The organism is Micromonospora sp. WMMA1363 (assembly GCF_030345795.1).
In the GTDB taxonomy this organism is placed as follows: Bacteria; Actinomycetota; Actinomycetes; order Mycobacteriales; family Micromonosporaceae; genus Micromonospora.
Map to the genome: position 1 here is coordinate 5,209,123 of NZ_JAUALB010000001.1, position 26,565 is coordinate 5,235,687.

General features: G+C 72.8%; 18 protein-coding genes. 11 read left to right on the forward strand and 7 right to left on the reverse strand.

Going from position 1 to position 26,565, the window contains the following annotated elements:
- Positions 1 to 175 precede the first annotated feature (175 nt).
- The 6 genes from mca to purE all read left to right on the forward strand — a co-directional run bounded on the left by mca (position 176) and on the right by purE (position 8,146).
- Entirely contained in the window at positions 176 to 1,057 is an 882-nt protein-coding gene (gene mca / locus QTQ03_RS24335; RefSeq protein ID WP_289280064.1) for a mycothiol conjugate amidase Mca, read from the forward strand.
- A 48-nt stretch (positions 1,058 to 1,105) separates the two neighbouring features.
- Positions 1,106 to 1,399: a hypothetical protein gene (locus tag QTQ03_RS24340; protein ID WP_289280065.1), complete on the forward strand. Its 294-nt coding sequence runs from the start codon at positions 1,106 to 1,108 to the stop codon at positions 1,397 to 1,399.
- A 178-nt stretch (positions 1,400 to 1,577) separates the two neighbouring features.
- The gene (locus QTQ03_RS24345; protein ID WP_289280066.1) at positions 1,578 to 4,103 is read left to right on the forward strand and encodes a putative bifunctional diguanylate cyclase/phosphodiesterase; all 2,526 of its coding nucleotides are present in this window, start codon (positions 1,578 to 1,580) and stop codon (positions 4,101 to 4,103) included.
- 187 nt (positions 4,104 to 4,290) lie between these two features.
- Positions 4,291 to 6,345, forward strand: a complete 2,055-nt coding sequence (locus QTQ03_RS24350) for a thioredoxin domain-containing protein (protein WP_289280067.1) — start codon at positions 4,291 to 4,293, stop codon at positions 6,343 to 6,345.
- Positions 6,346 to 6,420: 75 nt separating this feature from the next.
- The gene (locus tag QTQ03_RS24355) at positions 6,421 to 7,614 is read left to right on the forward strand and encodes a 5-(carboxyamino)imidazole ribonucleotide synthase (protein WP_289280068.1); all 1,194 of its coding nucleotides are present in this window, start codon (positions 6,421 to 6,423) and stop codon (positions 7,612 to 7,614) included.
- Between the two features lie 40 nt (positions 7,615 to 7,654).
- Positions 7,655 to 8,146: a 5-(carboxyamino)imidazole ribonucleotide mutase gene (gene purE / locus QTQ03_RS24360; RefSeq protein ID WP_289280069.1), complete on the forward strand. Its 492-nt coding sequence runs from the start codon at positions 7,655 to 7,657 to the stop codon at positions 8,144 to 8,146.
- A gap of 113 nt (positions 8,147 to 8,259) precedes the next feature.
- Here purE and QTQ03_RS24365 read toward each other — a convergent pair whose 3' ends face one another.
- Entirely contained in the window at positions 8,260 to 13,221 is a 4,962-nt protein-coding gene (locus QTQ03_RS24365; RefSeq protein ID WP_289280070.1) for an SCO7613 C-terminal domain-containing membrane protein, read from the reverse strand.
- A gap of 160 nt (positions 13,222 to 13,381) precedes the next feature.
- Positions 13,382 to 14,809 (reverse strand): UDP-glucose dehydrogenase family protein, encoded by a 1,428-nt coding sequence (locus tag QTQ03_RS24370; protein ID WP_289280071.1) that lies wholly within the window; start codon positions 14,807 to 14,809, stop codon positions 13,382 to 13,384.
- Between the two features lie 246 nt (positions 14,810 to 15,055).
- Here QTQ03_RS24370 and QTQ03_RS24375 point away from each other — a divergent pair, with 246 nt between their 5' ends.
- Positions 15,056 to 16,219: an acyl-CoA dehydrogenase family protein gene (locus tag QTQ03_RS24375; RefSeq protein WP_289280072.1), complete on the forward strand. Its 1,164-nt coding sequence runs from the start codon at positions 15,056 to 15,058 to the stop codon at positions 16,217 to 16,219.
- Between the two features lie 247 nt (positions 16,220 to 16,466).
- Here the strand turns inward: QTQ03_RS24375 and QTQ03_RS24380 are convergent, their stop codons facing one another.
- Positions 16,467 to 17,108 (reverse strand): hypothetical protein, encoded by a 642-nt coding sequence (locus tag QTQ03_RS24380; protein WP_289280073.1) that lies wholly within the window; start codon positions 17,106 to 17,108, stop codon positions 16,467 to 16,469.
- Between the two features lie 337 nt (positions 17,109 to 17,445).
- Here QTQ03_RS24380 and QTQ03_RS24385 point away from each other — a divergent pair, with 337 nt between their 5' ends.
- A complete protein-coding gene (locus QTQ03_RS24385; protein WP_289280074.1) occupies positions 17,446 to 19,434 on the forward strand; it encodes an acetoacetate--CoA ligase in 1,989 nt (662 codons plus the stop codon).
- A 92-nt stretch (positions 19,435 to 19,526) separates the two neighbouring features.
- Here the strand turns inward: QTQ03_RS24385 and QTQ03_RS24390 are convergent, their stop codons facing one another.
- Positions 19,527 to 20,216, reverse strand: coding sequence for a TIGR03089 family protein (locus tag QTQ03_RS24390; protein ID WP_289280075.1), 690 nt, complete (start codon positions 20,214 to 20,216; stop codon positions 19,527 to 19,529).
- A 153-nt stretch (positions 20,217 to 20,369) separates the two neighbouring features.
- On the opposite strand from QTQ03_RS24390, the gene QTQ03_RS24395 reads away from it, so the two are divergent.
- Positions 20,370 to 21,515 carry a glycosyltransferase family 4 protein gene (locus tag QTQ03_RS24395; RefSeq protein WP_289280076.1) on the forward strand — a complete coding sequence of 382 codons (1,146 nt, stop codon included), beginning with the start codon at positions 20,370 to 20,372 and terminating at the stop codon, positions 21,513 to 21,515.
- A 60-nt stretch (positions 21,516 to 21,575) separates the two neighbouring features.
- A complete protein-coding gene (locus tag QTQ03_RS24400) occupies positions 21,576 to 22,667 on the forward strand; it encodes a mannose-1-phosphate guanylyltransferase (RefSeq protein ID WP_289280077.1) in 1,092 nt (363 codons plus the stop codon).
- Here QTQ03_RS24400 and QTQ03_RS24405 read toward each other — a convergent pair.
- Positions 22,636 to 23,235, reverse strand: coding sequence for an NUDIX hydrolase (locus tag QTQ03_RS24405; protein WP_289280078.1), 600 nt, complete (start codon positions 23,233 to 23,235; stop codon positions 22,636 to 22,638). The two genes, QTQ03_RS24400 and QTQ03_RS24405, sit on opposite strands and share 32 nt — an antisense overlap.
- A 67-nt stretch (positions 23,236 to 23,302) precedes the next feature.
- On the opposite strand from QTQ03_RS24405, the gene QTQ03_RS24410 reads away from it, so the two are divergent.
- Entirely contained in the window at positions 23,303 to 24,340 is a 1,038-nt protein-coding gene (locus QTQ03_RS24410) for a hypothetical protein (RefSeq protein ID WP_289280079.1), read from the forward strand.
- Between the two features lie 157 nt (positions 24,341 to 24,497).
- Here QTQ03_RS24410 and QTQ03_RS24415 read toward each other — a convergent pair whose 3' ends face one another.
- Both QTQ03_RS24415 and cofD read right to left on the reverse strand, forming a co-directional pair.
- A complete protein-coding gene (locus QTQ03_RS24415; RefSeq protein WP_289280080.1) occupies positions 24,498 to 25,586 on the reverse strand; it encodes a coenzyme F420-0:L-glutamate ligase in 1,089 nt (362 codons plus the stop codon).
- Complete coding sequence (cofD, locus tag QTQ03_RS24420; protein WP_289280081.1) at positions 25,583 to 26,530, reverse strand: 2-phospho-L-lactate transferase; 948 nt, start codon at positions 26,528 to 26,530, stop codon at positions 25,583 to 25,585. The genes QTQ03_RS24415 and cofD overlap by 4 nt, the downstream gene beginning before the upstream one ends.
- Between the last annotated feature and the right edge of the window lie 35 nt (positions 26,531 to 26,565).

Consider the following 26,565-nt stretch of genomic DNA (forward strand, 5'->3'; position numbering starts at 1 on the left):
AAGAATGGCAGAGTCCATTCTCCCAGCCGCCCGGGAGCGGCACACATGGCGGGGTAGACACATGGCGGGTAGACACATGGCGCGTGTGTGCCGGTAGGTTCCGGCACGGGGGAAGTATTCCGGCACGTCAGCCGGGCGGCCCGCGGGCCCGGGGCAGAGACTAGGAGCGCCGACGTTGGCAGACCGACTGCGACTCATGGCCGTCCACGCACACCCGGACGACGAGTCGAGCAAGGGTGCGGCGACCACCGCGAAATATGTGGCCGAGGGGGTGGACGTCGTGGTCGTGACGTGCACCGGCGGCGAGCGCGGCAGCGTGCTCAACCCGAAGATGGACCGGCCGGACGTCTGGGCGAACATCGGCGAGATCCGTCGCGCCGAGATGGACGCGGCCCGGGCTGTCCTCGGCGTCGAGCAGGCCTGGCTCGGGTTCGTGGACTCGGGCCTCCCCGAGGGAGACCCGCCGCCGCCGCTGCCGGAGGGCTGCTTCGCCCGCCTGGACGTGACCGAGGCCGCGGGGCCGCTCGTGCGCCTGATGCGCGAGTTCCGCCCGCACGTCGTGACCACGTACGACGAGGAGGGCGGCTACCCGCACCCCGACCACATCATGACCCACAAGATCAGCATGGCCGCCTTCGAAGCCGCCGGTGACCCGGGTCGGTACCCGGAACTCGGCGATCCCTGGCAGCCGCTCAAGCTCTACTACGACATCGGCTTCTCGAAGGGCAAGATCATGGCCCTGCACGAGGCGATGCTCGCCACCGGCAGCGAATCGCCGTACGGGGAGTGGCTCAAGCGGTGGGAGGACCGGCCGGACAAAGGTCCTAGGATCACCACCCGGGTCGAGTGCGCGGACTACTTTCCGGTCCGCGATGACGCGCTGCGCGCCCACGCGACCCAGATCGACCCGGACGGATTCTGGTTCCACGTCCCGATGGAGTTGCAACGGCGGGCCTGGCCGACGGAAGATTTCCAGCTCGTCCGGTCGCTGGTCGACAGTCCGCTGCCCGAGTCGGACCTCTTCGCCGGAGTGCGGGAGACGGCCGATGCCCGCTGATCCGCCGCCGGACTACGCTGGTCATCAACCACTCATCGGAGGAACGCCATGTTGACCGCTGCCCAGGTGCTCGCCCAAAACAACTTCGGGGACACCCGCACGGGCGGCCTGGCCGGCCCGATGGGCCTCTTCCTGATCCTGGTGCTCGCCACCGCCACCGTCCTGCTGATCCGCAACATGAACACCCGACTGCGCCGGCTGCCCGACCGGTTCCCTGGGCAGGCCGGGCCGGCCGGCGTCAAGCAGGCTGACTCGGCGGTCGTTGATCCGACAGACGGCACGGGGGTGCATGATTCCTCGCCGAACCCGCCCAACAGGCTCCAGCAGCACCGAAACGGTTAGTCACCGCATGATTCACGTCCGAGCAGGTCGTCACCCCCTGTTGCGGTCACCGGTATTGGCTTAGCCTTCCGCCGGGGAGCGAAAGTCTCTTCGACCGTGCGCGGGAGGGGGCGCCGATGACCAGCACCGCGGCGGCTGCCCTTCGTACCCTCGCCCGGCCCGCCGGCGGAGCGGGTCGGTGACGTCCGTCCCGGCCGGGGAGCCGCGGGTCGACCCCCGCGACTCGTCCGGACGGCTGCTCGTGCTCACCGCGGCGGTGGCGGTGACCGCCCTGGTCTCGGCCGTGGTGGGGCTCACCCTTCCGACCGGCCTACCGGCTGACGATCCCTTCGGCGGACCGGCGCGCTTCGGGCTCGCCGTCGCCGCCTTCGCGTTCGCCCAACTGGCCCGGCTCCGCTTCCGGGCCGCCGCCGGCACAGTCAGCATCACCTGGGGCGAAGCCGCGCTCATCATCTGCCTCCACCAGGTGCCGGCCGGCTGGCTCCCGGCGGCCACCCTGCTCGGCGTCGGGCTCGCCTGGACCGGGATGTCCCTGTTCGGGGAGCGCCGGCCGGCGCTGGAGATCGTCCGGATCGCCGCCTCACTGACTGCGGCGACCGCCCTGGCCGTGTCGGTTACCCGGGCCCTCGGCCGGCCGCTGCTGGCCGCGCCGACGCCCGCCCTCGCGGTCGCCGTGATCGCGGGCGCGATGACATACCTGTTCGTCAGCGTCTGGCTCGGTAGCGTCGGCCGCACGCTGCGCCACGGCATTGGGCTCGGGACGGTGCTGGTCCCCGCGCTGCGCGGCAAGCTGCTCATGTTCGTCGGGAACGTCGTGGTGGGGCTGGTCATGGCCGCCCTGGTGGAGCTGGATCCGCGTTGGCTGCTGCTGCTGCCACCACCGCTGTGGCTGCTCCAGCAGACCTATCGGCACCGGCTGCACGTCGATCAGGAGCGGCGCACCTGGCGCGTCTTCGCCGAGGCGACGGCCGCACTCAACCAGCTCGACGAGCGGGGCGTGGCGGCCGCGGCGGTGAGCGGCGCGCTGACGCTCTTCCACGCCGAACGGGTCGACGTGACCGTAGCCCGTGGTGACGGCCGGTGGTGGCGCTACCGGGGCGACGCAGGCGGCCGGGTGGTCGACCGGGAGGTCGGCCCGCCCGACTCCGCCACGGCGGACGAACACGAGCTGACCCGCACCCTCACCGTCGGAGCCGTCCAGGTCGGCCACCTCCGGATCCGGCTCCCCCGCTCGGCGCCTCCGGACGACCGCGAGCGGGACACGGTCGCCGCGTTCGGTGACGCCCTGGCGGCCGCTTTGCACGACGCGGCGACCTACCGTGAGCTGCGCCTGGTTACGGCGCGCTCGTCGTACGAGTCGGTGCACGACGCGCTGACCGGCCTGGTGAACCGGGCGGCCATGCTGAGCAGGGGCGACCAGGCGCTGCGGCAGCTCGCGCACGATCACCCGGTTGCGCTGCTGCTGCTGGATGTCAACCAGTTCAAGGAGGTCAACGACACTCTCGGGCACGCCGCCGGCGATCAACTGCTGCGGCTGACCGCCAGCCGGCTGGGCGGGTTGACCGGCGGCGGGGACCTGCTCGGCCGGCTCGGTGGCGACGAGTTCGCGCTCCTGTTGACATCGGTCCCGGAGATCGGGGACCGCACCGCGCCGATGGCGCACGCGTTGCGCCGGGCCCGAAAGATCGCCGAGCTGCTCGCCACGCCTACCGAGGTGGCCGGCGTACGGATGTCGGTGGAGGTCTCGGTCGGGGTGGTGGTCGCCGATGCCGGCACCGCCGACATGACCGAGCTGCTGCGTCGCTCCGACATCGCGATGTACCAGGCCAAGGAGGGCGGCGGCAGCGTCGCCGCGTACGACTCGACGCGGGACGCGGCCAGCACCGACCAGCTTGCCCTGCTGGCGGAGCTGCGCGAGGCGCTCGCGGCCGACGACCAACTGGTGCTGGCCCTGCAACCGGCGGTCGACCTGGCGACCGGGGCGCCGACCGGTGTCGAGGCGCTGATCCGCTGGCGGCACCCACGTCGGGGCTGGCTGAACCCGCACGACTTCATCCGCCCGGTGGAGAACAGCGAGCAGCTGGGGAGCTTCACCCGGTACGTGCTGGACAAGGCGCTTGCCGTGGCGGCCCAGTGGAACCGGGCGGGGCTGGACGTGCCGATCTCGGTGAACCTTTCGGCCCGCAGTCTGCTCGACGCCCGGCTGCCGGCGGAGGTCGCGGACGCGCTGTGCCGGCACGAGGTGCCGGCGCACCGCCTGGTGCTGGAGATCACCGAGACCGTGGTGATGAGCGAGCTGAAGGTCATCGACGACGTGCTCACCACCCTGCGCGCGATGGGCGTGCAGCTCGCGGTGGACGACTTCGGCACCGGCTTCTCGTCGCTGACCTTTCTCACCCGGATCACGGTCGATGAGTTGAAGGTGGATCGGTCCTTCGTGATCCGAATGGCGGATTCGCCGGAGGCGGCGGCGATCGTCCGGACCACCGTCGGACTGGCCCACGAACTGGGGCTGCGTGTGGTCGCCGAGGGTGTGGAGACTGCCGAGCAGCGGGCGGCGCTGGCCGAGTTGGGCTGCACCGCCGCGCAGGGTTACCACTTCTTCAAGCCGATGCCCGCCGACAGGATCGGCGCCGTCCTCGGCAGGCTCCTCGACGGCGCCCGCCCGAATGTCCTTCCCCTTCGCGCCGACGACGCCTCCTGATCCGTGTCGGCCACGCTGCCAGTGGCGATCCGCGGCGGGAACCGGCGTGGCGGGGGCGGACCGGAGCGGAAGTCGACACATCGGCGGTGTCGCCGCGAATCGGAAACGCCCACCCCGATCCAGATGGGCGCATACGAACGCCGCCGGCGGCCGGGCGGGCACGGTCGGGGCTGGTTATGGTCATCGGGTGAACCGACTCGCTGACGCCACCAGTCCCTACCTGCTCCAGCACAAGGACAACCCGGTCGACTGGTGGCCGTGGTGCGCGGAGGCATTCGCCGAGGCGAAGCGGCGGGACGTGCCGGTGTTCATCTCGGTCGGCTATGCGGCCTGCCACTGGTGCCACGTGATGGCCCACGAGTCGTTCGAGGACGAGCAGGTGGGCGCCCTGATGGACGAGCGCTTCGTTGCCGTCAAGGTGGACCGGGAGGAGCGCCCGGACGTCGACTCCGTCTACCTGACCGCCACCCAGGCGATGACCGGGCAGGGCGGCTGGCCGACGACCGTTTTTGCCACCCCGGACGGCACCCCCTTCTTCTGCGGCACGTACTTCCCGAAGCCCAACCTCGTCCGCCTGCTCGAGTCGGTCAGCACGGCCTGGCGGGACCAGCGGGACGCGGTACTCCGCCAGGGGGCCGCGGTGGTCGAGGCGATCGGCGGCGCCCAGGCCGTCGGCGGCCCATCCGCCCCGCTCACCGCCGCGCTGCTCGACTCCGCCGCCGGCCAGCTCGCCAAGGAGTACGACGAGGCCCATGGCGGCTTCGGCGGTGCGCCCAAGTTCCCGCCGCACATGAGCCTGCTCTTCCTCCTCCGACACCACCAACGCACCAGCTCGGAACGGAGCCTGGAGATCGTCCGGCACACCTGCGAGGCGATGGCCCGCGGCGGCATCCACGACCAGCTCGCCGGGGGCTTCGCCCGCTACTGCGTCGATGAGCACTGGACAGTGCCACACTTCGAAAAGATGCTCTACGACAACGCGCTGCTGCTGCGGGTCTACACGGACCTGTGGCGGCTCACCGGTGACCCGGTGGCCCGGCGGGTGGCCCGGGACACGGCCCGCTTCCTCGCCGATGAGCTGCACCGGCCCGGCGGGGGCTTCGCGTCGGCCCTGGACGCGGACACCGAGGGGGTCGAGGGGCTCACCTACGTCTGGACGCGCGCCCAACTGGTCGAGGTGCTCGGCGAGGACGACGGCGCGTGGGCCGCCGACCTGTTCGACGTTACCGAGACGGGCTCGTTCGAGCGTGGCACGAGCGTCCTGCGGCTGGCCCGGGACGTCGACGACGCCGATCCGGCGATTCGGGGGCGCTGGCAGACAGCGGTGAGCCGGCTGCTGGCCGCCCGCGATGGGCGTCCCCAGCCGGCCCGCGACGACAAGGTGGTGGCCGCGTGGAACGGCCTCGCGATCACTGCTATCGCCGAGTTCCAGCAGGTCGCTGCCGGGTACGCGCAGGACGCGCCGGGCGACGACGCCAACCTGATGGAGGGCGTCACGATCGTCGCCGACGGGGCGATGCGGGACGCGGCCGAGCACCTGGCGCAGGTTCACCTGGTGGACGGGCGGCTTCGGCGTACCTCACGCGACGGCCGGGCCGGCGAGTCCGCCGGCGTCCTGGAGGACTACGGCTGCGTCGCAGAGGCGTTCTGCGCGATGCATCAGCTCACCGGGGAGGGGCGGTGGCTCACCCTGGCCGGGCAGCTCGTCGATGTGGCGCTGGAGCGGTTCACCGCCCCCGACGGCGCCTTCTACGACACCGCCGACGACGCGGAGCAACTGGTGACCCGGCCGGCCGACCCGACCGACAACGCCACCCCGTCCGGTCGGTCGGCGATCGTCGCGGCGCTGGTCGCGTACGCGGCGCTGACCGGTCAGAACCGCTACCGGGAGGCGGCGGAGTCGGCGCTGGCCACCGTGGCGCCGCTCGTGGCCCGGCACGCCCGCTTCACCGGGTACGCGGCCGGCGTCGGCGAGGCGCTCCTCTCCGGGCCGTTCGAGGTGGCGGTAGCCACCGGCGACCCGACCGGGGATCCGCTGGTCAGTGCCGCGCATCGGCACGCCCCGCCCGGTGCTGTGGTCGTGGCGGGCCAGCCGGACCAGCCGGGTGTGCCGCTGCTCGCCGACCGGAGAATGGTCGGGGGACGGCCCACCGCGTACGCCTGCCGGGGGTTCGTCTGCGAACGTCCGGTGACCGAGGTCGACGACCTGGTGGCGCAGCTCACCGGCCGGTCGGCAGGCTGACCGGCGACGGGCGACTCCCGACGGGGCTGGCCGGCGGCGGGACGGTACCGCAGGCCGGATAGGCTTGGCGCCGCTATGGATTCCCGTACCGGTCTGCCCATCGTCGGTATGGTGGGCGGCGGCCAGCTGGCCCGGATGACCCACCAGGCCGCGATCGCCCTCGGCCAGTCGCTGCGCGTGCTCGCGCTCACCCCCGACGACGGTGCCGCCCTGGTGGCCGCCGACGTCCAGTTCGGCGACCACACCGACCTCGCCGCACTGCGCACCTTCGCCAAGGGCTGCGACGTGGTCACCTTCGACCACGAACACGTCCCGACCGAGCACATCACCGCCCTGGCCCGGGAGGGCGTGAAGCTCTTCCCGCCGGCGGAGGCGCTGGTGCACGCGCAGGACAAGCAGGCGATGCGCGAACGCCTCGGGGCGCTGGGCGCGCCGAACCCCGCCTGGCGGCCGATCACGGCCCCCGCCGATCTGGTGGCCTTCGGTGACAAGGTCGGCTGGCCGGTGATGGTGAAGGCGGCGCGCGGCGGGTACGACGGCCGGGGCGTGTGGCCGGTGGAGGGCGCGTCGCAGGCCGCCGAGCTGGCTGCCACGCTGCTCGCCGGCGGGACCGGGCTCATCGTCGAGGAACGGGTGGCGCTGCGCCGGGAAGTTGCCGTGCAGGTCGCCCGCTCACCGTTCGGGCAGGTCGCAGCGTATCCGGTGGTCGAGACCGTGCAGCGGGACGGCATCTGCGTCGAGGTGTTGGCGCCCGCGCCGGGCCTGCCGCAGGATCTGGCCGTCGCCGCCCAGCAACTCGCCATCGACATCGCCACCGCCCTCGGCGTGGTTGGTGTGCTGGCGGTCGAGTTGTTCGAGGTCGCCGACCCGTCGGCCGCCACGGGCAGCCGGCTCGTCGTCAACGAGCTGGCGATGCGTCCGCACAACTCGGGGCACTGGACGATCGAGGGCGCCCGCACGTCGCAGTTCGAGCAGCACCTGCGGGCGGTGCTCGACTACCCGATGGGTGACACGTCGTTGACCGCGCCGGTCGTGGTGATGGCGAACGTGCTCGGTGGCGAGTCGGGTGGCATGTCGATCGACGAGCGGCTGCACCACCTCTTCGCGGCCGAGCCCGGCGTCAAGGTGCACCTGTACGGCAAGCAGGTGCGACCGGGCCGCAAGATTGGGCATGTCACGGCGCTCGGCGACGACCTGGAGGAGGTGCGGGCGCGAGCGGCTCGGGCGGCCCGCTGGCTGCGAGAGGGCACCGGTGGGCGTGAGGAGTGAGCTTGCGAGCCCCGCGGTCGCGAACGAGGAGGCGGGTTCGGTGGCGACGGTCGGTTTGATCATGGGAAGCGACTCGGACTGGCCGACAATGAGGGCCGCCGCCGAGGCGCTCGACGAGTTCGGAGTGCCGTACGAGGTCGGCGTCGTTTCCGCGCACCGTACCCCAACAAAGATGATCGATTACGCGCGCGCCGCTGCCGATCGGGGCCTGAAGGTGATTATCGCCGGGGCGGGCGGTGCCGCGCATCTGCCGGGCATGGTCGCCTCGGTCACCCCGCTGCCGGTGGTCGGTGTCCCGGTGCCGCTGAAGTACCTGGACGGGATGGACTCGCTGCTCTCCATCGTGCAGATGCCGGCCGGGGTGCCGGTGGCGACGGTGTCGATCGGCAACGCCCGCAACGCGGGTCTGCTCGCCGTTCGCATCCTCGCCGCGAACGATCGCGCCCTGCTTGACCGCATGTCGGCCTACCAGGCCGCCCTGGAACAGCTCGTCGCCGAGAAGGAAGCCGCACTCCGCGCCTCGCTCTCCTGATTCCGGCCCCGAACCATCCCGACTGCCGATCTTGCACTTTCGGTCTGTGGTTCGTGCCTGCTGGCTCCTGTCCGGGCAGGAAGTGCACGACCGGCGAGTGGTCGGGCGGGTGTCTATCGCATGCTGCGCAGGGCGGATTGGAGGCGTTCCTGGGCGCGGCGGCGGCGTTCGTTGCTGGCGCCGAGGACCAGCAGCAGGATCCCGACGGGGATCAGCGCGAGCCAAGGGCCGAGGCTGAACAGCGCGTAGACCGCCGTAACGGCGGTGATCACCGCACCGACGATCACGGGCGCCTGCTGCTGGCTCATCGAACCGAAGACCAGCACCGCCACCGCACCGAGCAGGAGCAGGACCTGCCGCAGTGTGCTGGAGTCGGTGGTCAGCACGATCGCCAGCGTCGGGATGAAGGCGGTCACGAGCGCCGGCCCGTACGCCACCCAGCTGCTCAGTTCGGCGCGCTGGCGCAACTCCGACACGCCGACCAGCAGGGCTAGCGCGGCGAGTGGCAGCGTGTACGCCTCAAGCAGCGCCACCTCGGCCGCCCGCATGAGGATCCACCAGGCGGTGACCTCGCAGCCCACCACCGCCCACAGCAGGATCCGGCGTTCCACCGCCCGGCGGCCGGGTCTGGCCGCCGCCAGCCCGAGGACGGCGCCCCAGACGGCGAGCAACGTGGCCATGTGCCGGGGCGAGTCGTAGGCCAGAGCCAGGGCGATCAGCGCGGCGGCGTGCCCGCTCCACTCCACGGTGGCTGCCTCGCGCTGTGCCTGTGGGCGGCGTAGGCGGGGCAGGGCGGCGGCGAACACCTGCAGGGCCGCGCCGACGGCCAGAACGCCGAAGGCGGACCAGACCGGGGCGAGGCCGGCGACCAGACCGGCGGTGAGCGCGAGGAGCTGCGCCATGAGCGACGCGAACAGCCAGCCGAGGATGCGGGCCCGCTGGGTGGTGCCGACGAGCGCGGCGACCGTGCCGACACCAACGGCGCCGCCGAGGGTGAACAGGGTCATCTCCCGGGTGGCGAGGCCGCCGGCCAACCCGGCGCCGCCGGCAGCCATGCCGATGACGAAGACGAGTATCCGGGCCAGTCGGAGCGAACGGGCACGCTCGACCAGCGCCGGTGGCGGGGTGAGCGCCAGTCCGAGCATCGAGATGGTGAAAACCGCCAGGGCGGCCAGGGTGCTCGCCGGCCAACCCACGTCCAGCGCCACAGGGGTGATGAGCAGCGTGACCGCCGCGCCGGGCAACACCACCGGTACCGCCCGGCTGCGCCGGCCGGCGCTGAATCCGACGGCCGCGAGTGCGGCGGTCGCGGTCAACAGCAGCGCGGTGAACACGTGCGTCGGATCCACCGCCCCGGGCGGCGGGGCGAGCAGCTCCGCCGTCGGCCCCTGCCAGATCCGGCCGAGGGTGCGCTGCGGCTCGACCAGCGCCACGTAGAGGGTGGGCCCGAGGGAGACCAGCGCCAGCACCGTGGGCACTGCGGCAGCGGCGAGCGCTCCGGCGGCCGGGCTGACCCGCCAGCGGCGGGTAGCCCGTTCCGGCAGCCGGCGGCGGGCACCGTCGAGCAGCACCGACCACCGACGCGTCGGCGCCGCCGAACCAGCGGGCGGTTCGGTGGCGTTGCGGACCAGCTCGGCGAGGACACCGAGCAGCGCGGCGGCGGCGGCGTAGGCGCCGACCGGAAGGCCGGTGGGGACGGCGGACAGGGCGCTCACCATGGCGCCGCCGACCAGCGCGGCGCTCGCCCACGGCAGGTACTGCGACACCTGCTGCCGGGCGGCGGCAACGGCGGTCAGGCCGATGCTGGACGCGAGCAGCGCGGCGGTCAGCACCACCTGCGGCGAGCGATCGAATTCGGCGGCCAGGGCGGCCACCGCGCCGGGGAGCGCGAACAGCGCGGCACCCGCCGCGGCGCCACCGATCTGGGCTAGGTGGGGTGGCATCCCCTCGGTGCCGACCTGGTCCACCGGCGGTGGCATCCCCTCGGCGCCTATCTGGTCGGCCTGCGGTGTGGCGAGTGTGCGGGCCAGCGCCGCCACGACGACGCCGATCAGCGCGATGCCGCCCAGAGCCAGCGCGGTCGTCCACGGCCGCACCAGACCGGCCCCGGCCGCGTGCAGCGCCACCACACCGGCGACGACGGCCCGGGAGCTCGCGGCCCGCGGCTCGACGGAGGCCACGGCCGCCATGCCGTAGGTGGCGGCAACCATCGCGCCGACCAGTACCGGCGACCACCACGGCAGCGCGAACGCGGCGGGCGCGCCGATCGTGGCCAGGGCCACGGCGGCGCCGGACACGTCGTACCGCCAAGGCGGGGGCAGCAGAACCGCGGCGGCGGCGGCCAACAGCACCAGCGCGACCGGCGCCTGCCAGGTCGAGCCACCGGTCGGCGCGGCCGGCCATTCGGTCAAGTCGCCGAACCAGATCGGCCCGGGCGTGGCAAGGACGCCGATGCCGCCGCGTAGCGCCGACCAGCCGGCCAGCGCCCCGATCAGCAGGCCACCCACGGCGAGACCGGCTGTCGGCCCGCGCCGCCACTGCTCGGGCAGGGCCCGAGTGGCCACGGCGACGACCAGCACCAGTCCGGCCGCCACCGCCAGCGGCCGGCCTGGCGCGATCACGGCGGCGTTCCGGACCAGGGTGGCGATCAGCGCGGCGGCCACCGCCGCGGCGGCCAGGTCGGACCCGTCCAGGGTGACGTCGGAGCGTCGGCCGGAGTCGATGGATGGTGCGAGGAGCAACAGCACCGCGGCGACCAGTAGCAGCGCGCCCACCCAGGCGTCGGCGGTGGTGGTGCCGGGCGCCCCGAAAGCGGCAGCGGCGACCGCCAGGGCGCCCAGTCCCGCGCCGACCGCCAGCGGGGCCGGCAGGTGCCGTTGCGAGACCTGCACGATGGCCGCGTACCCGAGCGTGACGCAGACCGCGAGGAAGCCCGCGGCCAGCACCGGAACAGTCACCTCGCGCAGATCGGCCGGGGTGAGCACCGGGCTGGTGGGTGCGGTGGCCGCGACGAAGGCGACCACCGCCCCCGGCAGCGCGAATGCCGCACCCCCGGCAGCCCAGGCCGACACGGTGTCCGCTGGGGCGGGGACGAGCCGGATCCGGGGCGCCACGGCGACCAGCACACCCACCACGGACAGCGTGAGCAGGACCGCGGCGGTCAGCGCGGGCCGGGTCAGCCCGGCACCCGCGCCGACGAGGCCCACCGCGGTGGCGGTCGCGGCGTGCGCCAGTGCCGCCCGCTCGGTCTGTGCCGACAGGCCGAGCAAGCCGATGCCGACCGCGGCGAGCACCATCGGCCACGGCGCCACCGCCCAGCCGAGCCCGAACGAGGCTGGTACGGCCAGCGCGGTCAACGCCGCCGCCACCACCGCGAACTCCCGGCGGATCTCCGGCGGCAGGGCTACCAGGGCGGCCACCGTGAGTAGGAGGGTGCTCGCGGCCAGCTGCCCGGTGACGGGGCCGGCCGCGGCCGCCAGTTCCCCGGGGTAGCGGTCGAGGTCGGCCGCCCAGGCGGGCAGCGCGGCCCGGACCGGGGCCACGCCGGCACGCAAAGCGCCGCCGGCCACCATCACGCCGCTGACCGCCAGCGCGATGGCGGAGGCGAACTGCGGGCCGCGCCGGGCCGGCTCCGGCACCGCGCGCACGGCCAGGCCGGTGACCGCGATGACGGCGGCGATCAGCACCAGCGACCGTCCGGGCAGGGCCGCGGACGCGACCCGGCCCAGTGCACCGATCACGGCGAGGGTGAAGATGCCGGCTGCGACGTCGGGCAGCGGGGGCCGGCGCAGCACCAGCGTCCCGGCGAGGCCGACCGTGGCGGCGAACAGCAGCGCGAGGCCGGCCCCGGTCGCGGCTGGTACGGCCGTCGCCGGCAGCAGCGCGGTGACGGCGAACGCGAGGGCGACCGTGACCGCGACGCAGTGCAGCCCGAAGGTCAACTCGCGCAGCCACGGCACCGGACCGGCAGCAGGGACGCCGCGACCCGGAACCGGGCCGGTGAGCACCTCGTCCGTCTCCTCCGGGGCCCCCTCGGGCCGGCCCTCGCCCTGGCGCTGGCGCGGCGCGATGCCCTCCGGCCGTCCCTGGTCGAGCGTGCCCGGCGGGTCCGATGCCGCGGGCGGTGCGGACCGGCTCCGTCGGACCGGCTGTCCGACGGTGACCGGCGAGCCGGCCAGCCAGAGGTCGAGAAGGGCGACCAGGGCCAGCACCACCGCCCAGCCGGTCGAGCCGGTGACTCGGTCGTAGGCGAGCAGCGGCAGCACGGGTTGGGCGGCCAACACGGTGGCGAACCGCGGAGCGCGCAGCCCGGTCCAGCCGGCGTACCCGAACGACACCACGGCGGTCACCGCGAAGATCACCCCGGCAACCACGGCGCCCGAGGCGCCGCCGTTGCCGATTCGGTCCACCGTCCACAGTGCGTATCCGGCGAGCGGCACCAGGAGCAGGCCCACGGCGGAGACGGTCTCCGCGGTGGAGGTCAGCCCACGGCGGGCCAACACCGGCGGAGCGAGCAGCATCAGCACGGTCGCGAGAATCAGCACGCCCAACCGCGCGAGCGCGTCCATGGAACTGGTGGCGACCGCGGCGAAGACCACCGCGGCAACGCCGAGCAGCAGCGCGCCGAGCCCGAGCGGGATGTTCTGCACCTCGCGGCTGGACGCCTCCGGCGGGTGCTCCGGGTCGTCCACATCGAGCCAGATGCCGGTGCTCGGTGGTGGCGGCTCGGCCGGCCCGGCCGGGGTACCCTGGCGCGGCACCCAGGGCGGCGCGGCGGTGGTCGGTTGGCGACGGCCGGGGCGGCGGCGCAGCACCCGGTGCGGGCGGGGGGCCTGCCTGCCCCGCTCCTCGCCGGCGTGGGCGAGGATGTCCCGCTGAAAGAGCGCGGCCTGCATCTTGGCGGCGATCTGCCGCTGTTCGCGGACAATTTCCGCATCGCGTGCCTTCATGTCCGCGATGGATCGCTCGATGCCGGCCAGGTCTTCGAGCCACTGTGGCTGTTCCGTCCCGCAGTGCGGGCAGCGGACGGCCGGGTTGATTTCCCGGTCGCACGAGGAGCACCGAAAGCTCGCCACGACAAACCCTCCGCCCGCACTGTGGACTCCCACTGTCGCAGCATGCCCAAAGCTGGCGCGGATTTCGACCGTTGTCGGCGGGTCCGGGGCGCCCTAGCCAACGTGTGCTAGGAGGGCCGGTCGCGCAGCCCGCTGCGCGACCGGCCGTCCGACGCCTCGGTCAGGGGCGACCCATGCCGCGATACTCCCAGCCGGCCTGAGTCCACAGTGCCGAGTCCAGGCAGTTGCGGCCGTCCACCACCTTGCGGCCGGCGGCCAGCTGGCCGAGGGCGACCGGATCGGCGTTGCGGAAATCGGCCCACTCGGTCAGGACGCAGACCAGGTCGGCGCCGGTCACCGCCTCGGTGATGCCAGGCTCGTAGGTCAGCTCCGGCGCCACCGCCCGGGCGCGCTCCATGCCCTGCGGGTCGTACACGTGCACGTCCGCGCCGGCCTTGCGGAGCAGCGTCGCCACGGCGAGTGCCGGAGCGTCGCGGACGTCGTCGGTGTTCGGCTTGAAGGTCGCCCCCAGCACGGCGATCCGCGTGCCGGACAGGTCCGGGCCGGCGGGCCCGGAACGGCGGCCGAGTAGCTCGGCGGCGAGCTGAACCACCCGGGTCCGGCGGCGCAGGTTGATCAGGTCGACCTCGTGCAGGAAACGCAGCGCCTCGCCGGCACCCAGCTCCTGCGCCCGGGCCTGGAACGCCCGGATGTCCTTGGGCAGGCAGGCGCCGCCGAAGCCGAGCCCGGCCTGGAGGAACCGGTTGCCGATGCGCGGGTCGAAGCCGATCGCGCGGGCAAGGTGGGTGACGTCGCCACCGGCGGCCTCGCAGACCTCGGCCATCGCGTTGATGAAGGAGATCTTGGTGGCCAAGAACGCGTTCGCCGCGACCTTCACCAGCTCCGCGGTGGCGAAGTCGGTGACCACCATGGGGACCTCGCGGTCCTCGGTGGCGGCCAGGTCGAAGACGCCCTTGTGGGCGGCGTAGAGCATGCCGTTGGCCCACTCGCTCTTGACGCCCACCACGATCCGGTTCGGCCGCAGCACGTCGTCGACGGCGAAGCCCTCTTGGAGGAACTCCGGGCTCCACGCCACCTCGACGCCCAGGTCCGCCGGTGTGTGCTTGCTCACCAGCTGCTCGACCCACTCGGCCGTGCCGACCGGCACGGTCGACTTGCCGACGATCAGCGCCTTGCGGGTGAGCTGTGCGGCCAGGCCGGTGACGGCGGCCTCGACGTACGAGAGGTCGGCGCCCATGGCCTCCGCCCGCTGCGGAGTGCCGACACAGATGAAGTGCACGTCGCCAAAGTCGGCTGTCTCGGCCATGTCCGTGCTGAACCGAAGTCGACCGGCGGCCAGGTTGCGCTTGAGCAGCTCGTCCAGGCCCGGCTCGTGGATCGGCACCTCGCCGGCGTTGAGCATCGCGATCTTGTCAGCGTCGACGTCGAAGCCGAGCACCTCGTACCCCAGCTCCGCGTAGCAGATGGCGTACGTAGCGCCGAGGTAGCCGGTGCCGATGAAGGTAACCCGCGGTCGGGCCGCGCCCGAGGGGGGCGTCACCGGGCCGATCGGAGGTGTCGGCTGAGTGTTCGGGTACGGAATCGTCACGCCTGTCTTCTCCGCTCGCGCTGGCGCCGCTCGTCGCGTCGCATCCTGCTGCGGCCCCGTCGGGGCATCAGAGGGATTATTCGTCCTGGGGTCGTGCTGGCCGCCGGGCGGGTCGGAGTCGCGGACGCTACCCACCCTACGCGGCGGCACCATCGCCTGAACCGTGGTGGCTATCCTTCAGTCTGCGCGGTCGCGGCCAGGCGAGGTACAGACTGCGGATGATAGTCGTGAAGGGGAGGGGCCGACATGGCCGCAGAGCAATCGTTCGACGTCTACCGGTTGACCGAGGAGCACCAGGCGGTCCGGGAAGCGGTCCGTGAGGTCTGTGCGGCCAAGGTGGCTCCGCATGCCGCCGAGGCGGACGAGACCGGCGAGTTCCCGAAGGCGTCCTACGACGCGTTACGGGCGGCCGACTTCCACGCCCCGCACATTCCGGTCGAGTACGGCGGCGCCGGCGCGGACGCCCTGGCCACCGCCATCGTGATCGAGGAGGTGGCCCGTGCCTGCGCCTCTTCCTCACTGATCCCGGCGGTCAACAAGCTCGGCACCATGCCGCTGGTCCTGGCTGGGTCGGACGATCTCAAGCGGACGTATCTGACCCGGGTGGCCTCCGGCGACGCGATGTTCTCGTACTGCCTGTCCGAGCCGGAGGCAGGCAGCGACGCCGTGTCGATGACCACCCGTGCGGTCCGTGACGGCGACCACTGGGTGCTCAACGGCGTGAAGCGCTGGATCACCAACGCCGGGGTGTCCGAGTTCTACACCGTCTTCGCCGTGACTGACCCGTCCGCCCGGTCCAAGGGGATCTCCGCCTTCGTGGTCGACAAGTCCGACCCCGGGGTCAGCTTCGGCGCGCCGGAGCGGAAGCTGGGCATCAAGGGGTCGCCGACCCGCGAGGTGTACCTGGACAACGTCCGAATCCCGGCCGACCGCATGATCGGCGCGGAGGGCACGGGCTTCGCCACCGCGATGCGGACGTTGGACCACACCCGGGTCACGATCGCCGCGCAGGCCGTCGGTATCGCGCAGGGCGCGCTCGACTATGCCCTGGGGTATGTGCAGGAACGCCGGCAGTTCGGCAAGCCGGTCGCCGACTTCCAGGGCATCCAGTTCATGCTGGCCGACATGGGCATGAAGGTGGAGGCGGCGCGCCAGTTGACGTACGCGGCGGCCGGCCGGTCCGAGCGGGGTGACGCGGACCTCACCTACTTCGGTGCGGCGGCCAAGTGCTTCGCGTCCGACGCCGCTATGGAGATCACCACCGACGCCGTGCAACTGCTCGGCGGCTACGGCTACACCCGGGACTACCCGGTCGAGCGGATGATGCGGGACGCCAAGATCACCCAGATCTACGAGGGCACCAACCAGGTGCAGCGCGTCGTGATGGCCCGCCAGTTGCTCAAGGGCTGACGTCGGCGGGGCTGCCACAGGGGCTGGCGGAACCCGAGCCTGGCGAAAGCCAGACGGTGGCTCCGCCACGGCGGGACGCGTTCCCACCCGGGGTAAGCAGCAGGCAGACGTCCCGACCGCGACTCAAGAGTTCGTGGACGTTCTCGTCCACGCCGCCGACGGTGCGGCAGGTCGACGGCGTGGACGCCCGGCCGGTCGAGGAAGGCCAGCTGGGCCGAGCCCAGCGCCGTGTCCGGACCTCGTGCGGTCAGCGCAGCTCGGTGGTGGTCTCCTCCGGACCTTTCGTGCCGCGCGGCGGCGCGGACCAGGGCGACTCGCCGCCCATTCGCCGGGGCAGCGGCTCGGTCGGGCCCGGGTAGCCCAGGGTCATCGGGGCGGTGTCCTGGTCGGGCGCGGCCGCCCAGTCGACGACCGGGACGTCGCTCCGCTCCGGGGTCTCCGCCAGCCCCACCCCGGCCACCGGCTGTGGCCACCGCCGCCAGCGCTGCCCGCTGAAGGTGGCCATCACCAGCAGCAGACCGATCAGGAAGAGGGTCCCGTTGTCCACCGGCAGGCGCAGTGGAAGCGGGTCACCGAGGAACTCCAACCCGTCGGGGATCCAGTCGCGCACCCTGAACGGTGCGACGAACAGTCCCACGTACGGGCTCACCAGCAGCAGCCCGGCGACCAGCGGGCCGAGCGGCGAGACCCGCAGCGTGGCCAGCAGCCCGAGCAGGATGCCAGCCACAGCGAGCCAGACCGCCGGCTCGATGAGGTTGGCTGTGTTGAACCTGTCGATCTCCACCCAACGGTCGACGGTGCGGGCCGAACCGTCCTGCCCGAGGGTGACCAGGACCCAGGTGACGGGTGCCAGCACCAACCCCGCGAGGAAGCTCCAGAGATGTCGCATCCGCGCACCGTACCGCCTCCGTTGTGACCGAGCTGCCAGCCACCGCCTGGTGCGCTTGTCCGCCCAGGTCAACCAGCCCGGCCGAGGGTCGATGGAGTCGAGGTGCGGGGTCGAGGTGAGGCGTCCTTCCGCACGCCTGCGGGTGGAGCGGGTGCACCATGTGTTGACGCCGCTGGACCTCCCACCCGGCGCCGCCCACCCGGGGCGCCGCCGGGCACGGTGGTCCGCGCACGTGCACCGGTCCCGGCCGGGTGCGGAGAATGGTGCCAGCGGGTAGGGCAAGATGGCGCCACGGCCCGTGCACAGTGTCGTGCCGGGCCGGAGAGAGGGTGGAACGATGGGTGACATGCTGTGGGCGCCGCCGGCGGACGTCCGTGAGCGGTCCCGGATCGGGGCCTACCTGCGCTGGCTGCGCGAGCACCGGGGGCTCGACTTCGCCGACTACGACGCCCTGTGGCGATGGTCGGTCACCGACCTGGATGCCTTCTGGCGGTCGATCTGGGACCACTTCGACGTGCTGAGCCACACTCCGCCGACGGCCACTCTCACCCGGCGGGAGATGCCGGGCGCCCGTTGGTTCCCCGGCGCCACCCTCAACTACGCCGAGAACGTGCTGCGCATGCCCGGCCGGGGCGACGACGAGCCGGTGGTGATCGCCCAGGGGCAGACCCGGCCACCGGTGGTGCTCACCGCCGCAGGGTTGCGGGAGCAGGTCCGCCGGGTCGCCGCCGGTCTGCGCCGGCTCGGGGTCCGCGCGGGCGACCGGGTGGCCGCGTACGCGCCGAACATCCCCGAGACGTACGTGCTGATGCTGGCCACCGCCAGCCTCGGCGCCGTCTTCTCGTCGTGCGCGCCCGAATTCGGCACCCGCAGCGTCACCGACCGTTGGCAGCAGATCGAGCCGAGTGTCCTGGTCGCTGTCGACGGCTACCGCTACGGCGACAAGCCGGTGGACCGCCGGGCCGAGGTCGCCGCGATCCGAGCCGCCCTGCCGTCGCTTCGGCACACGGTCGGCATCGCGTACCTGGACCCGGCCGGCGCGCCGCCGCAGGGGGCGATCTCCTGGCCCGACCTGGCGGCGGCCACCGACGAGCCGCTGACCTTCACTCCGGTCCCGTTCGACCACCCGCTCTACGTGCTCTACTCCTCCGGCACCACCGGCCTGCCCAAGCCGATCGTGCACGGTCACGGGGGCATCCTGCTGGAGCACCTGAAGATGCTCGCCCTGCACCACGACCTCGGTCCGGCCGACCGGTTCTTCTGGTTCACCACGACTGGCTGGATGATGTGGAACTTCCTGGCCTCCGGGCCGGCCGTGGGCGCGACGATCGTGCTCTTCGACGGCAACCCGGGACACCCCGACCTCGGGGTGCTGTGGCGGCTCGCGGCGGAGACGGGCACCACATACCTGGGTACCTCCGCGCCGTTCCTGCTGGCCTGCCGCAAGGCTGGCCTGGTCCCCCGGGAGATCGCCGACCTGTCCGCGCTGCGCGGCGTCGGTTCGACCGGTGCGCCACTGCCGGCCGAGGGCTTCACCTGGGTGTACGAGAACGTCGGTGACGCTCTCCAGCTCCAGTCGCTCTCCGGCGGCACCGACGTCTGCACCGGGTTCGTCGGCGGGGTGCCGCTGCTTGCGGTGTACGCAGGCGAGATCGCCTGCCGGGCGCTCGGGGCGAAGGTGGAGGCCCGCTCGGCAGACGGCACCCCGGTCATCGGCCACCTGGGCGAGCTGGTGATCACCGAGCCGATGCCGAGTATGCCGGTGGGCTTCTGGAACGACCCGGATGGCAGCCGCTACCGGGAGGCGTACTTCGACGTCTACCCGGGCGTCTGGCGGCACGGCGACTGGATCACGGTCAACGAGCGCGGCGGGTGTGTGATCACCGGCCGCTCCGATGCCACCCTCAACCGGGGCGGGGTCCGGCTCGGCACCGCCGAGTTCTACTCCGTGGTGGAAGGGCTGGACGACGTCGTCGACTCGGTGGTCGTGCATCTGGAGGACGACCATGGCGGCGCCGGCGAGTTGCTGCTCTTCGTGGTGCTCGCCGAGGGTCGGGAGCTGGATGACGACCTGCGGAGGAAGATCTGCCGAGAGCTGCGGACCGCCCTGTCGCCCCGGCACGTGCCCGATGAGATCCACCAGGTCCGGGCCGTTCCGCGCACCCTCTCGGCGAAGAAGTTGGAGGTCCCGGTCAAGAAGATCCTCACCGGCACCCCGGTCGAGTCGGCGGCGGCTCAGGGCGCTATGGCCAACCCGGACTCGCTGTCGGCGTTCGCGGCCCTGGCCCAACGCCGCGCCGCGCACGACCAGCCCGCGTCCGCATGACCGATCCGGCGCCGCCCGTGTGGGGTCGACGTCGCGGGTCTGGCGGAACGGCGGCTCGCGGGGGGGCAGAGGGGGTGGAACGGCGGCGTGGGTCAGGTCAACGGCCGGGTGACCTTCTCGGTGGCGAACCGGTCGGGCATCCGGGCCGGGTCGGGGTGGGCGCAGAGGACCACGGTGGCGCCGGCGGCCAGCGGGGCGAGGAGCCAGTCGACCGGGTCCGGGTGCCGGTCGACGTCGATCAGGATACGGTCGCCGGCGGTGACGCCCAGCTCCGTCGCCCGGGCCGTCGCACGGGCCAGCAGGTCCGCGTCGTCGGGCCCACCGTCGGGGTACGGCCTGAAGTGGTCGCCGTGCACCCGGACCTCCGACACGAAGTCCGCGAAGCCCGGCGGGACCTGCCGCATCGGCAGGGCGAAGGGATCCAGACCGAGCACGTAGCGGTCCCCGACCGACCATCCGTCCGGCTCGGTGAGCCGCCCGGCCACGACGAACAGGACGTCCGATACGCCTGGCTGGTCCGTCACCGCCAACCCCGCCGACCAGCAGCCGAGCAGCAGGGTGGCGGTCTGCCAGTGCGGCGGGAGCAGCACCCCCGCGGTGTCCCCCGGCCCGAGGCCGAGCCCGTCGACGATCAGGTTGGCGGTTTTGGCCACCCAGTTCGCGCAGGTCGCGCCGGAGAGCTCGGTGCGTTCGCCGGTGGCGTCGTCGTACCAGGTCAGCAGCGGGCGGGTCGGGTCGGGCGCGATCGCGTCAGCGAAGACCCGGGCAATGTTGTCGGCCATCGGCGCGAACGATACGCCCCCGTGAACCGTAGAAGATGACGACGACAAGTCGGCGAACCGTCGGGTCGCGGTCACCGCCCACCCCGGCGCCCGGCGTAGGCTTGCCCCGGAGTGTTGTTCCCCACAGATCCGTCAGTTTCAAGGAGTCGCCCCGTGACCGCCGGTCGCCCGCCCCGCGTGCTCATCGACGCCACGAGTGTCCCCGCCGACCGCGGCGGCGTCGGTAGATACGTCGACGGCCTGCTCGGTGCGCTCGGCAAGGTGTGCGGGTCGGGGGTGGAGTTGGCCGTGGTCAGCCTCCGCACCGATCTGGAGCGTTACACCCGCATGCTGCCCGGCGCGGAGATCATCCCGGCGCCTGCCGCCGTCGCGCACCGTCCCGCACGGCTGGCCTGGGAGCAGACCGGCCTGCCGCTGCTCGCCCAGCAGGTGGGTGCGCAGGTGCTGCACTCGCCCTTCTACACCTGTCCGCTGCGCGCCGGCTGCCCGGTCACCGTGACCGTGCACGACGCGACCTTCTTCACCGAGCCGGAGCACTACGACAAGAGCCGTCGCACGTTCTTCCGCAGCGCCATCAAGACGTCGCTGCGCCGGGCTGACCGGGTGATCGTGCCGAGCAAGGCCACCCGGGACGAGCTGATCCGACTGCTGGACGCCGACCCCACTCGCATCGACGTCGCCTACCACGGCGTGGACCACTCGGCGTTCCACGCGCCGAGTGAGGAGGAGAAGGCCCGGGTGCGTGCCCGGCTGGGCCTGGGTAGCCAGCACTACGTGGCTTTCCTCGGGGCGAAGGAGCCCCGCAAGAACGTCCCCAACCTGATCCGGGGCTGGGCCAGCGCCGTCGCGGACCGAGAGAATCCGCCCGCCCTGGTGATCGCCGGCGGCCAGGGCCACGACGACGACATCGACCGCGCGGTGGCCGAGGTCCCGACGCACCTGCGGCTGCTGCGCCCCGGCTACCTGCGGTACGCGGACCTGCCCGGCTTTCTGGGCGGGGCGCTCGTCGCCGCCTACCCGTCGTACGGCGAGGGCTTCGGTCTGCCGATCCTGGAAGCGATGGCCTGCGCCGCGCCGGTGCTGACCACCCCCCGGCTCTCGCTGCCTGAGGTGGGCGGCGACGCGGTCGCGTACACCAGTGAGGCGCCGGACCAGATCGCCGCCGATTTGACCGCGCTGCTCGACGACGAGCAGCGCCGACTGACACTCGCCAAGGCCGGTTTCGACCGGGCAAAGGAGTTCACCTGGGGATCCAGCGCCGAGGTGCACATCGCGGCCTGGTCCCGGGCCCGGTCGTGAGGTGACACCGATCGGGCCGACCACTCAGCCCCACCGGTCGGGGTCGGGCATGATGGCCGGGTGATTTACGCCGTCATTCCGGCGGGCGGCAGCGGCACCAGGTTGTGGCCGTTGTCCCGTGCCGGGCACCCGAAGTTCCTGCACCCGCTCACCGGCACCGCCGCGTCACTGCTTCAGGCGACCGTCGAGCGGCTCGGCCCGCTCACCACGCCGGAGCGCACACTCGTGGTGACCGGCGCGGCGCACGTTGCCGCGGTCGCGCGCCAGCTGGCCGGGCTGCCGGAGGAGAACATCCTGGTGGAGCCGTCGCCGCGGGACTCGTGCGCGGCGATCGCCCTGGCCGCGGCGGTGATCGCGCGACGGGAGCCGACGGCGGTGATGGGCTCGTTCGCGGCCGACCACCTGATCGGTGACCCGCAGCGCTGGCGGGAGACCGTCCGTCGGGCGGTCCGCGGCGCCCAACAGGGACTGCTGATGACGGTGGGAATCACCCCGACCCGGGCCGAGACGGGCTACGGCTACCTGGAGACCGGTGACCCGGTCGGGGACGGGCCGCTGCGGCCGGTGGCCGAGTTCAAGGAGAAGCCGAGCGCTGACGTGGCCGAGGCGTACCTGCGGTCCGGGCGGCACCTCTGGAACGCCAGCATGTTCCTCTGGCGTGTTGACGTGTTCCTCGCGGAGCTGGCCCGCCAGCAGCCGACGTTGCACGCCGGCATCGCCGCGATCGCCGCGGCGTGGGGCACCGCCGAGCAGGACGATGCGCTCCGCACCGTGTGGCCGACGCTGCCGAAGATCTCGGTGGACTACGCGGTGATGGAGGGCGCGGCGACCGCCGGCAAGGTGGCGACCGTCCCCGGCGACTTCGGGTGGAACGACGTCGGCGATTTCCACACGCTCGGCGAGGTGCTGCCGATGGACACGGACGGCAACGTGGTGCTCGGCGGTGACGCGAAGCCGGGCGTGATCCTGCGGGACAGCGCGAGCCTGGTGGTTGTCGCGCACTCCGGGCGGCTCGTCGCGACCGTCGGCGTGCGCGACCTGATCGTGGTCGACACCCCGGACGCGTTGCTGGTGTGCCCGCGGGACCGGGCCCAGGACGTCAAGAAGATCGTCGACGAGCTCAAGGAGCAAGGCGAAGAGGGGCTCGTCTGAGGGCCGCGAGCGCGGGCGCGATCAACTGGGTGGTCCCGCCGGCCAGCGGTTCCGGCAGCCGGTCCGACGGGAACCAGCCGAGTTCCTCCGACTCCTCGCTGACTCGCACCGCCGCGCCGGATGGGGCGAGGGCAGCGAAGCGTACGTCGTGATGGAACGAGCCACCCTGGCAGCCGACCGGGTGGATGTCCACGTCGATCGGCACCGGGTCGATCCGTAGGCCGGCGACCCCGGACTCCTCGGTCGCCTCGCGTAGCGCGGCGGCGGCCAGTGTGGGGTCGCCGGGCTCGCAGTGTCCGCCGAGCTGTACCCACTGGTGGAACTTGCCGTGCAGGCAGAGCAGCACCCGCTCGCCGGTGGCGTCGAGCACCAGCGCGCTGGCCGTGACGTGGCCAACCCGGTGCGCACGGTTCATCGTCACCGGTCCGGCGGACAGTAGGTCGAGGGTGCGGTCCCGTGCTTCGGCGGCGGCGGCCGAGGTGGGCGTCCAACGACGTAGCACGCTCACGGCGTCGGCGTGCAGCCGGGTGTCGGGAAGGGAGCCTTGTCCTACACGAGGCGTTGACAAGCGGCCCTTCCTTTCCTCGGTGCGCACCCAGTCCACCCCATGTGCGACGTGTTCGTACGCTGGCCCGGTGACACTGCGACTCCTGGAATTCGTGATCGGCTGCAACGAGGCCAGCGACCTCCTCCCGGTGCGTTCCGCGACCCTGCTGCGCGCCCACGGCGCGCGGCGCGGTTTCTGGACAGTACTCGACGAGGGGCCGGTCGAGCACTGCCTCGTCTTGCTCCTCGAACTCGACGACGGCACCTGGACGGCGCACCACGTGGCCGCCGACGCCGGCACGGAGAACGGCCGTACCGAGGACGGCGAAGCGCTCGCCCACCACGACGGCTGGGTGTACGTCTTCGGGTCGCACTTCGGCTCCAAGGCCGGTCCGCTACGCCCGCGCCGGGCGTTCGTGGCGCGGTTCCGGGAGGACGACGCGATGCGCGGCGGAGCGCTGCCGGTGCAGGTGGTGCGCAACCGGTTCCGGATCCACCGGGCGGTCAATGACGCCCTGCTCAAGGCACCGTTCACCCCGCTGCCGCCGGGGGACCGGGTGCGGTCGGTGTTCATCGGCGAGACCGTGGCGCGGGGGACCGCCCGGTCCAAGGGCTGGGTCGACCGACTGGTCCCCGACGACCTGCCGCTGAACGTGGAGACGGTCGCCTTCACCCCGGCCGGCACGGCGCTGCTCGGGTTGCGGTTCCCGGTCACCGCCGACGGCGAGCCGATCCTTGTCGAGCTGGCCGGGGTGCCGGGCATGTTCGAGGCCTCGCCGGCCTGGCCAGAGGCGCTGGGCACGTACGTCCTCACCGGGGTGACCCAACCCGGCGAGCTGGCCGGATTCCGGGCGTTCGCGGCCGGCGCGGACGGCGGCTACGCGGCGGTGATCGGCTCCATCGACGCGCTGGGCAAGGGGTCGGTGCTGCTGGAGGACCACCCGGCCGGCGGGGATGTCACCTCCCGACACGTCCGCTTCCGGCTGCCCGACGCGGGCCACCTGATCTGCGGTGAGTTGGTCGCCGACCTTGCCCCGTTCCATCACGTGGAGGGGCTTGCCGAGCTGGACGGAAGCTGCTTCTACGTGACCGACGAGGACCATCGGGTGGCGCTCTGGGTGCGGTGACGGGGCGCCGCCGGGCGGACGACCGGCGAGTGGGCGGCGTCGCACCGAACTCAGCGGCGACCGGCCGGCGGCCGGCCCATTCTGGCCCCGGATCCAGGCCGCACCTGCCGCGTGTCGCGGCGATGTCGCAGCACAATGTGCGAGATCGGCGGGGTGCTCAGAGGGCGAGCGCGGCGGCGGCGGGGGTACCAGGCGGTGGCGGTAGCAGGGTCGAGGCAAGGTTCTCGGCGGCCAGGGCGGCGCGGAGACGGTGCAGGTCCGCCCCGAACCGGACCAGACCGAACGGGTCGACCGGGGTGGCCGGGGAGCCGAGCACCAGCGTCTTGGCCCCGGTCGGCCAGTCGGGCACCGCGGCGATCAGCCGTCCGCGCGCCTCCGGGTCGGTGACGTGGGTGAAGACCGTGCCGGGCTGGACCGTCTCGGCCACCGAGGCGATCGCCCGGTCGACCGCCTCGGTGCTGACCGCTGTGGTCGCCGGACCGTCGGGGAGGGTGGCGGCGGTGGCCAGCCCGGCGGCTCGGGCCTCGGCGGTGCCGAGCGAGAAGAGGTCCAGCGAGGAGTCCCGGACCAGAGCCTTCGCTCCGGCGCCGTCGTCCGGCCCGGTGGTGCTGAGGTAACCGCGCACCACTGCGACCGGCACCTGGTCGCACTTGCCCTTGATCAGTTCACCGGCGCCGGCCAGCTCGTCGACCACCGCCATCTGGGTGAGTTCCAGCTCGTTGCCGTACGGGTCGACCTCGCCCCGGTGGTCCCGGATCGCCGCCATCCCGGCCACCCCGAGCGCCACGTCCGTCAGCCCGTTGCGCCAGGGTCGGCCCATCGTGTCTGTGATGATCACCGCCACGTCGAGTCCGTGTCGCTCGCGAAGCGTGGTACGCAGCACCCGGGCGGACGCGTCCGGGTCGACTGGTAGTAGCACCAGTCGGGTTTTGTCCACGTTGGATGCATCGATCCCGGCGGAGGCCAGCACGAAGCCGTGGTGCGTCTGCACGATCCGGGTCGAGCCCCGGGCCGCGACGACCCGGGCGGTCTCCGCGGCGAGCACCTCCGCGCGGGCCGCGAGTCGTTCCGGCCCGTCCGCCGGGACGTCGACGAGGCGGCCCTCCGCCTTCGAGACGATCTTGCTGGTTACCACCAGCACGTCACCGTCGCGCAGCCACGGTGCGGCGGTAGTGATCATGGAAGCGAGGTCGTCGCCTTCGGACACGTGGCCGATGCCCTGCACCGGCAGGATCTCCAGCCTCACGTCAGCTCCACCGCGGCGCGAACCATGGCCGCCGTCGCTGCCTCGTCTACCATCCGTAGCGGCACCGCGCGCACCGTCACTCCCGGAACCGTTGCCTCCGCGTCCTCCGGTGCGACCAGCCAGCCGTCGAGCAGGCCACCCCCGGTGCGCCCACCATAGAGCCGGCCGACCCCGGCGGCGCTGCACTCGACGTCGAGGACGGCCAGGCAACGGTCGGCCATCCCGCGGACCGGGGCGGCGCCGATGATCGGTGACACACCGACCACCGGGGCGGGGCCGTCGGCGACCGCCTCCCGCAACCCCGGCACGGCCAGGATCGGCGCGATGCTCACCACCGGGTTGCTGGGCGCGATCAGCAACACGTCGGCTCGGGCGATCGCCTCGGCCACGCCCGGCGCGGGCTTTGCGATCTCCGCGCCGACGAAGACGAACCGGTGCGTGGGAAGTTCCGCCCGGTACCGGATCCACCACTCCTGAAAGTGGATGGCCCGCTGACCGTCGTCGAGGTCGACCACCGCATGGGTCTCCAGGCGGTCGTCGGTCGCCGGCAGCAGACGCACGCCGGGCTGCCAGCGGCTGGCCAGCGCCTCGGTGACCTGGTGCAGCGGGTACCCGCCGTTGATCATGTTGGTGCGGACCAGGTGCGTGGCGGTGTCCTTGTCGCCGAGACCGAACCAGGTGGGCTCCGCTCCGTACGCGGCCAGCTCCTCCTTGACCGCCCAGCTCTCCCCGACGCGGCCCCAGCCGCGTTCCGGGTCGGCCCCGCGGCCCAGGGTGTACATGACGCTGTCCAGGTCGGGACAGACCTTGAGCCCGTGCAGGTAAAGGTCGTCGCCCACGTTGACCACGGCGGTCACCTCGGCGCCCACCTCCCGGGCGTACGCCCGGACGCCGAGCAGGAACCGGGCGCCGCCGATGCCCCCGGTCAGAACCACGATGCGCATGCTGTCCATCCTCGCGTACACCCCGGCTCCGGGCT

What these genes read in the sequence shown, in the direction of transcription:
- QTQ03_RS24340 (WP_289280065.1), top strand. Translation starts at nt 1,106, where the DNA reads ATGTTGACCGCTGCCCAGGTGCTCGCCCAAAACAACTTCGGGGACACC.
- QTQ03_RS24355 (WP_289280068.1), top strand. Translation starts at nt 6,421, where the DNA reads ATGGATTCCCGTACCGGTCTGCCCATCGTCGGTATGGTGGGCGGCGGC.
- QTQ03_RS24375 (WP_289280072.1), top strand. Translation starts at nt 15,056, where the DNA reads ATGGCCGCAGAGCAATCGTTCGACGTCTACCGGTTGACCGAGGAGCAC.
- QTQ03_RS24380 (WP_289280073.1), bottom strand. Translation starts at nt 17,108, where the DNA reads ATGCGACATCTCTGGAGCTTCCTCGCGGGGTTGGTGCTGGCACCCGTC.
- QTQ03_RS24385 (WP_289280074.1), top strand. Translation starts at nt 17,446, where the DNA reads ATGGGTGACATGCTGTGGGCGCCGCCGGCGGACGTCCGTGAGCGGTCC.
- QTQ03_RS24390 (WP_289280075.1), bottom strand. Translation starts at nt 20,216, where the DNA reads ATGGCCGACAACATTGCCCGGGTCTTCGCTGACGCGATCGCGCCCGAC.
- cofD (WP_289280081.1), bottom strand. Translation starts at nt 26,530, where the DNA reads ATGCGCATCGTGGTTCTGACCGGGGGCATCGGCGGCGCCCGGTTCCTG.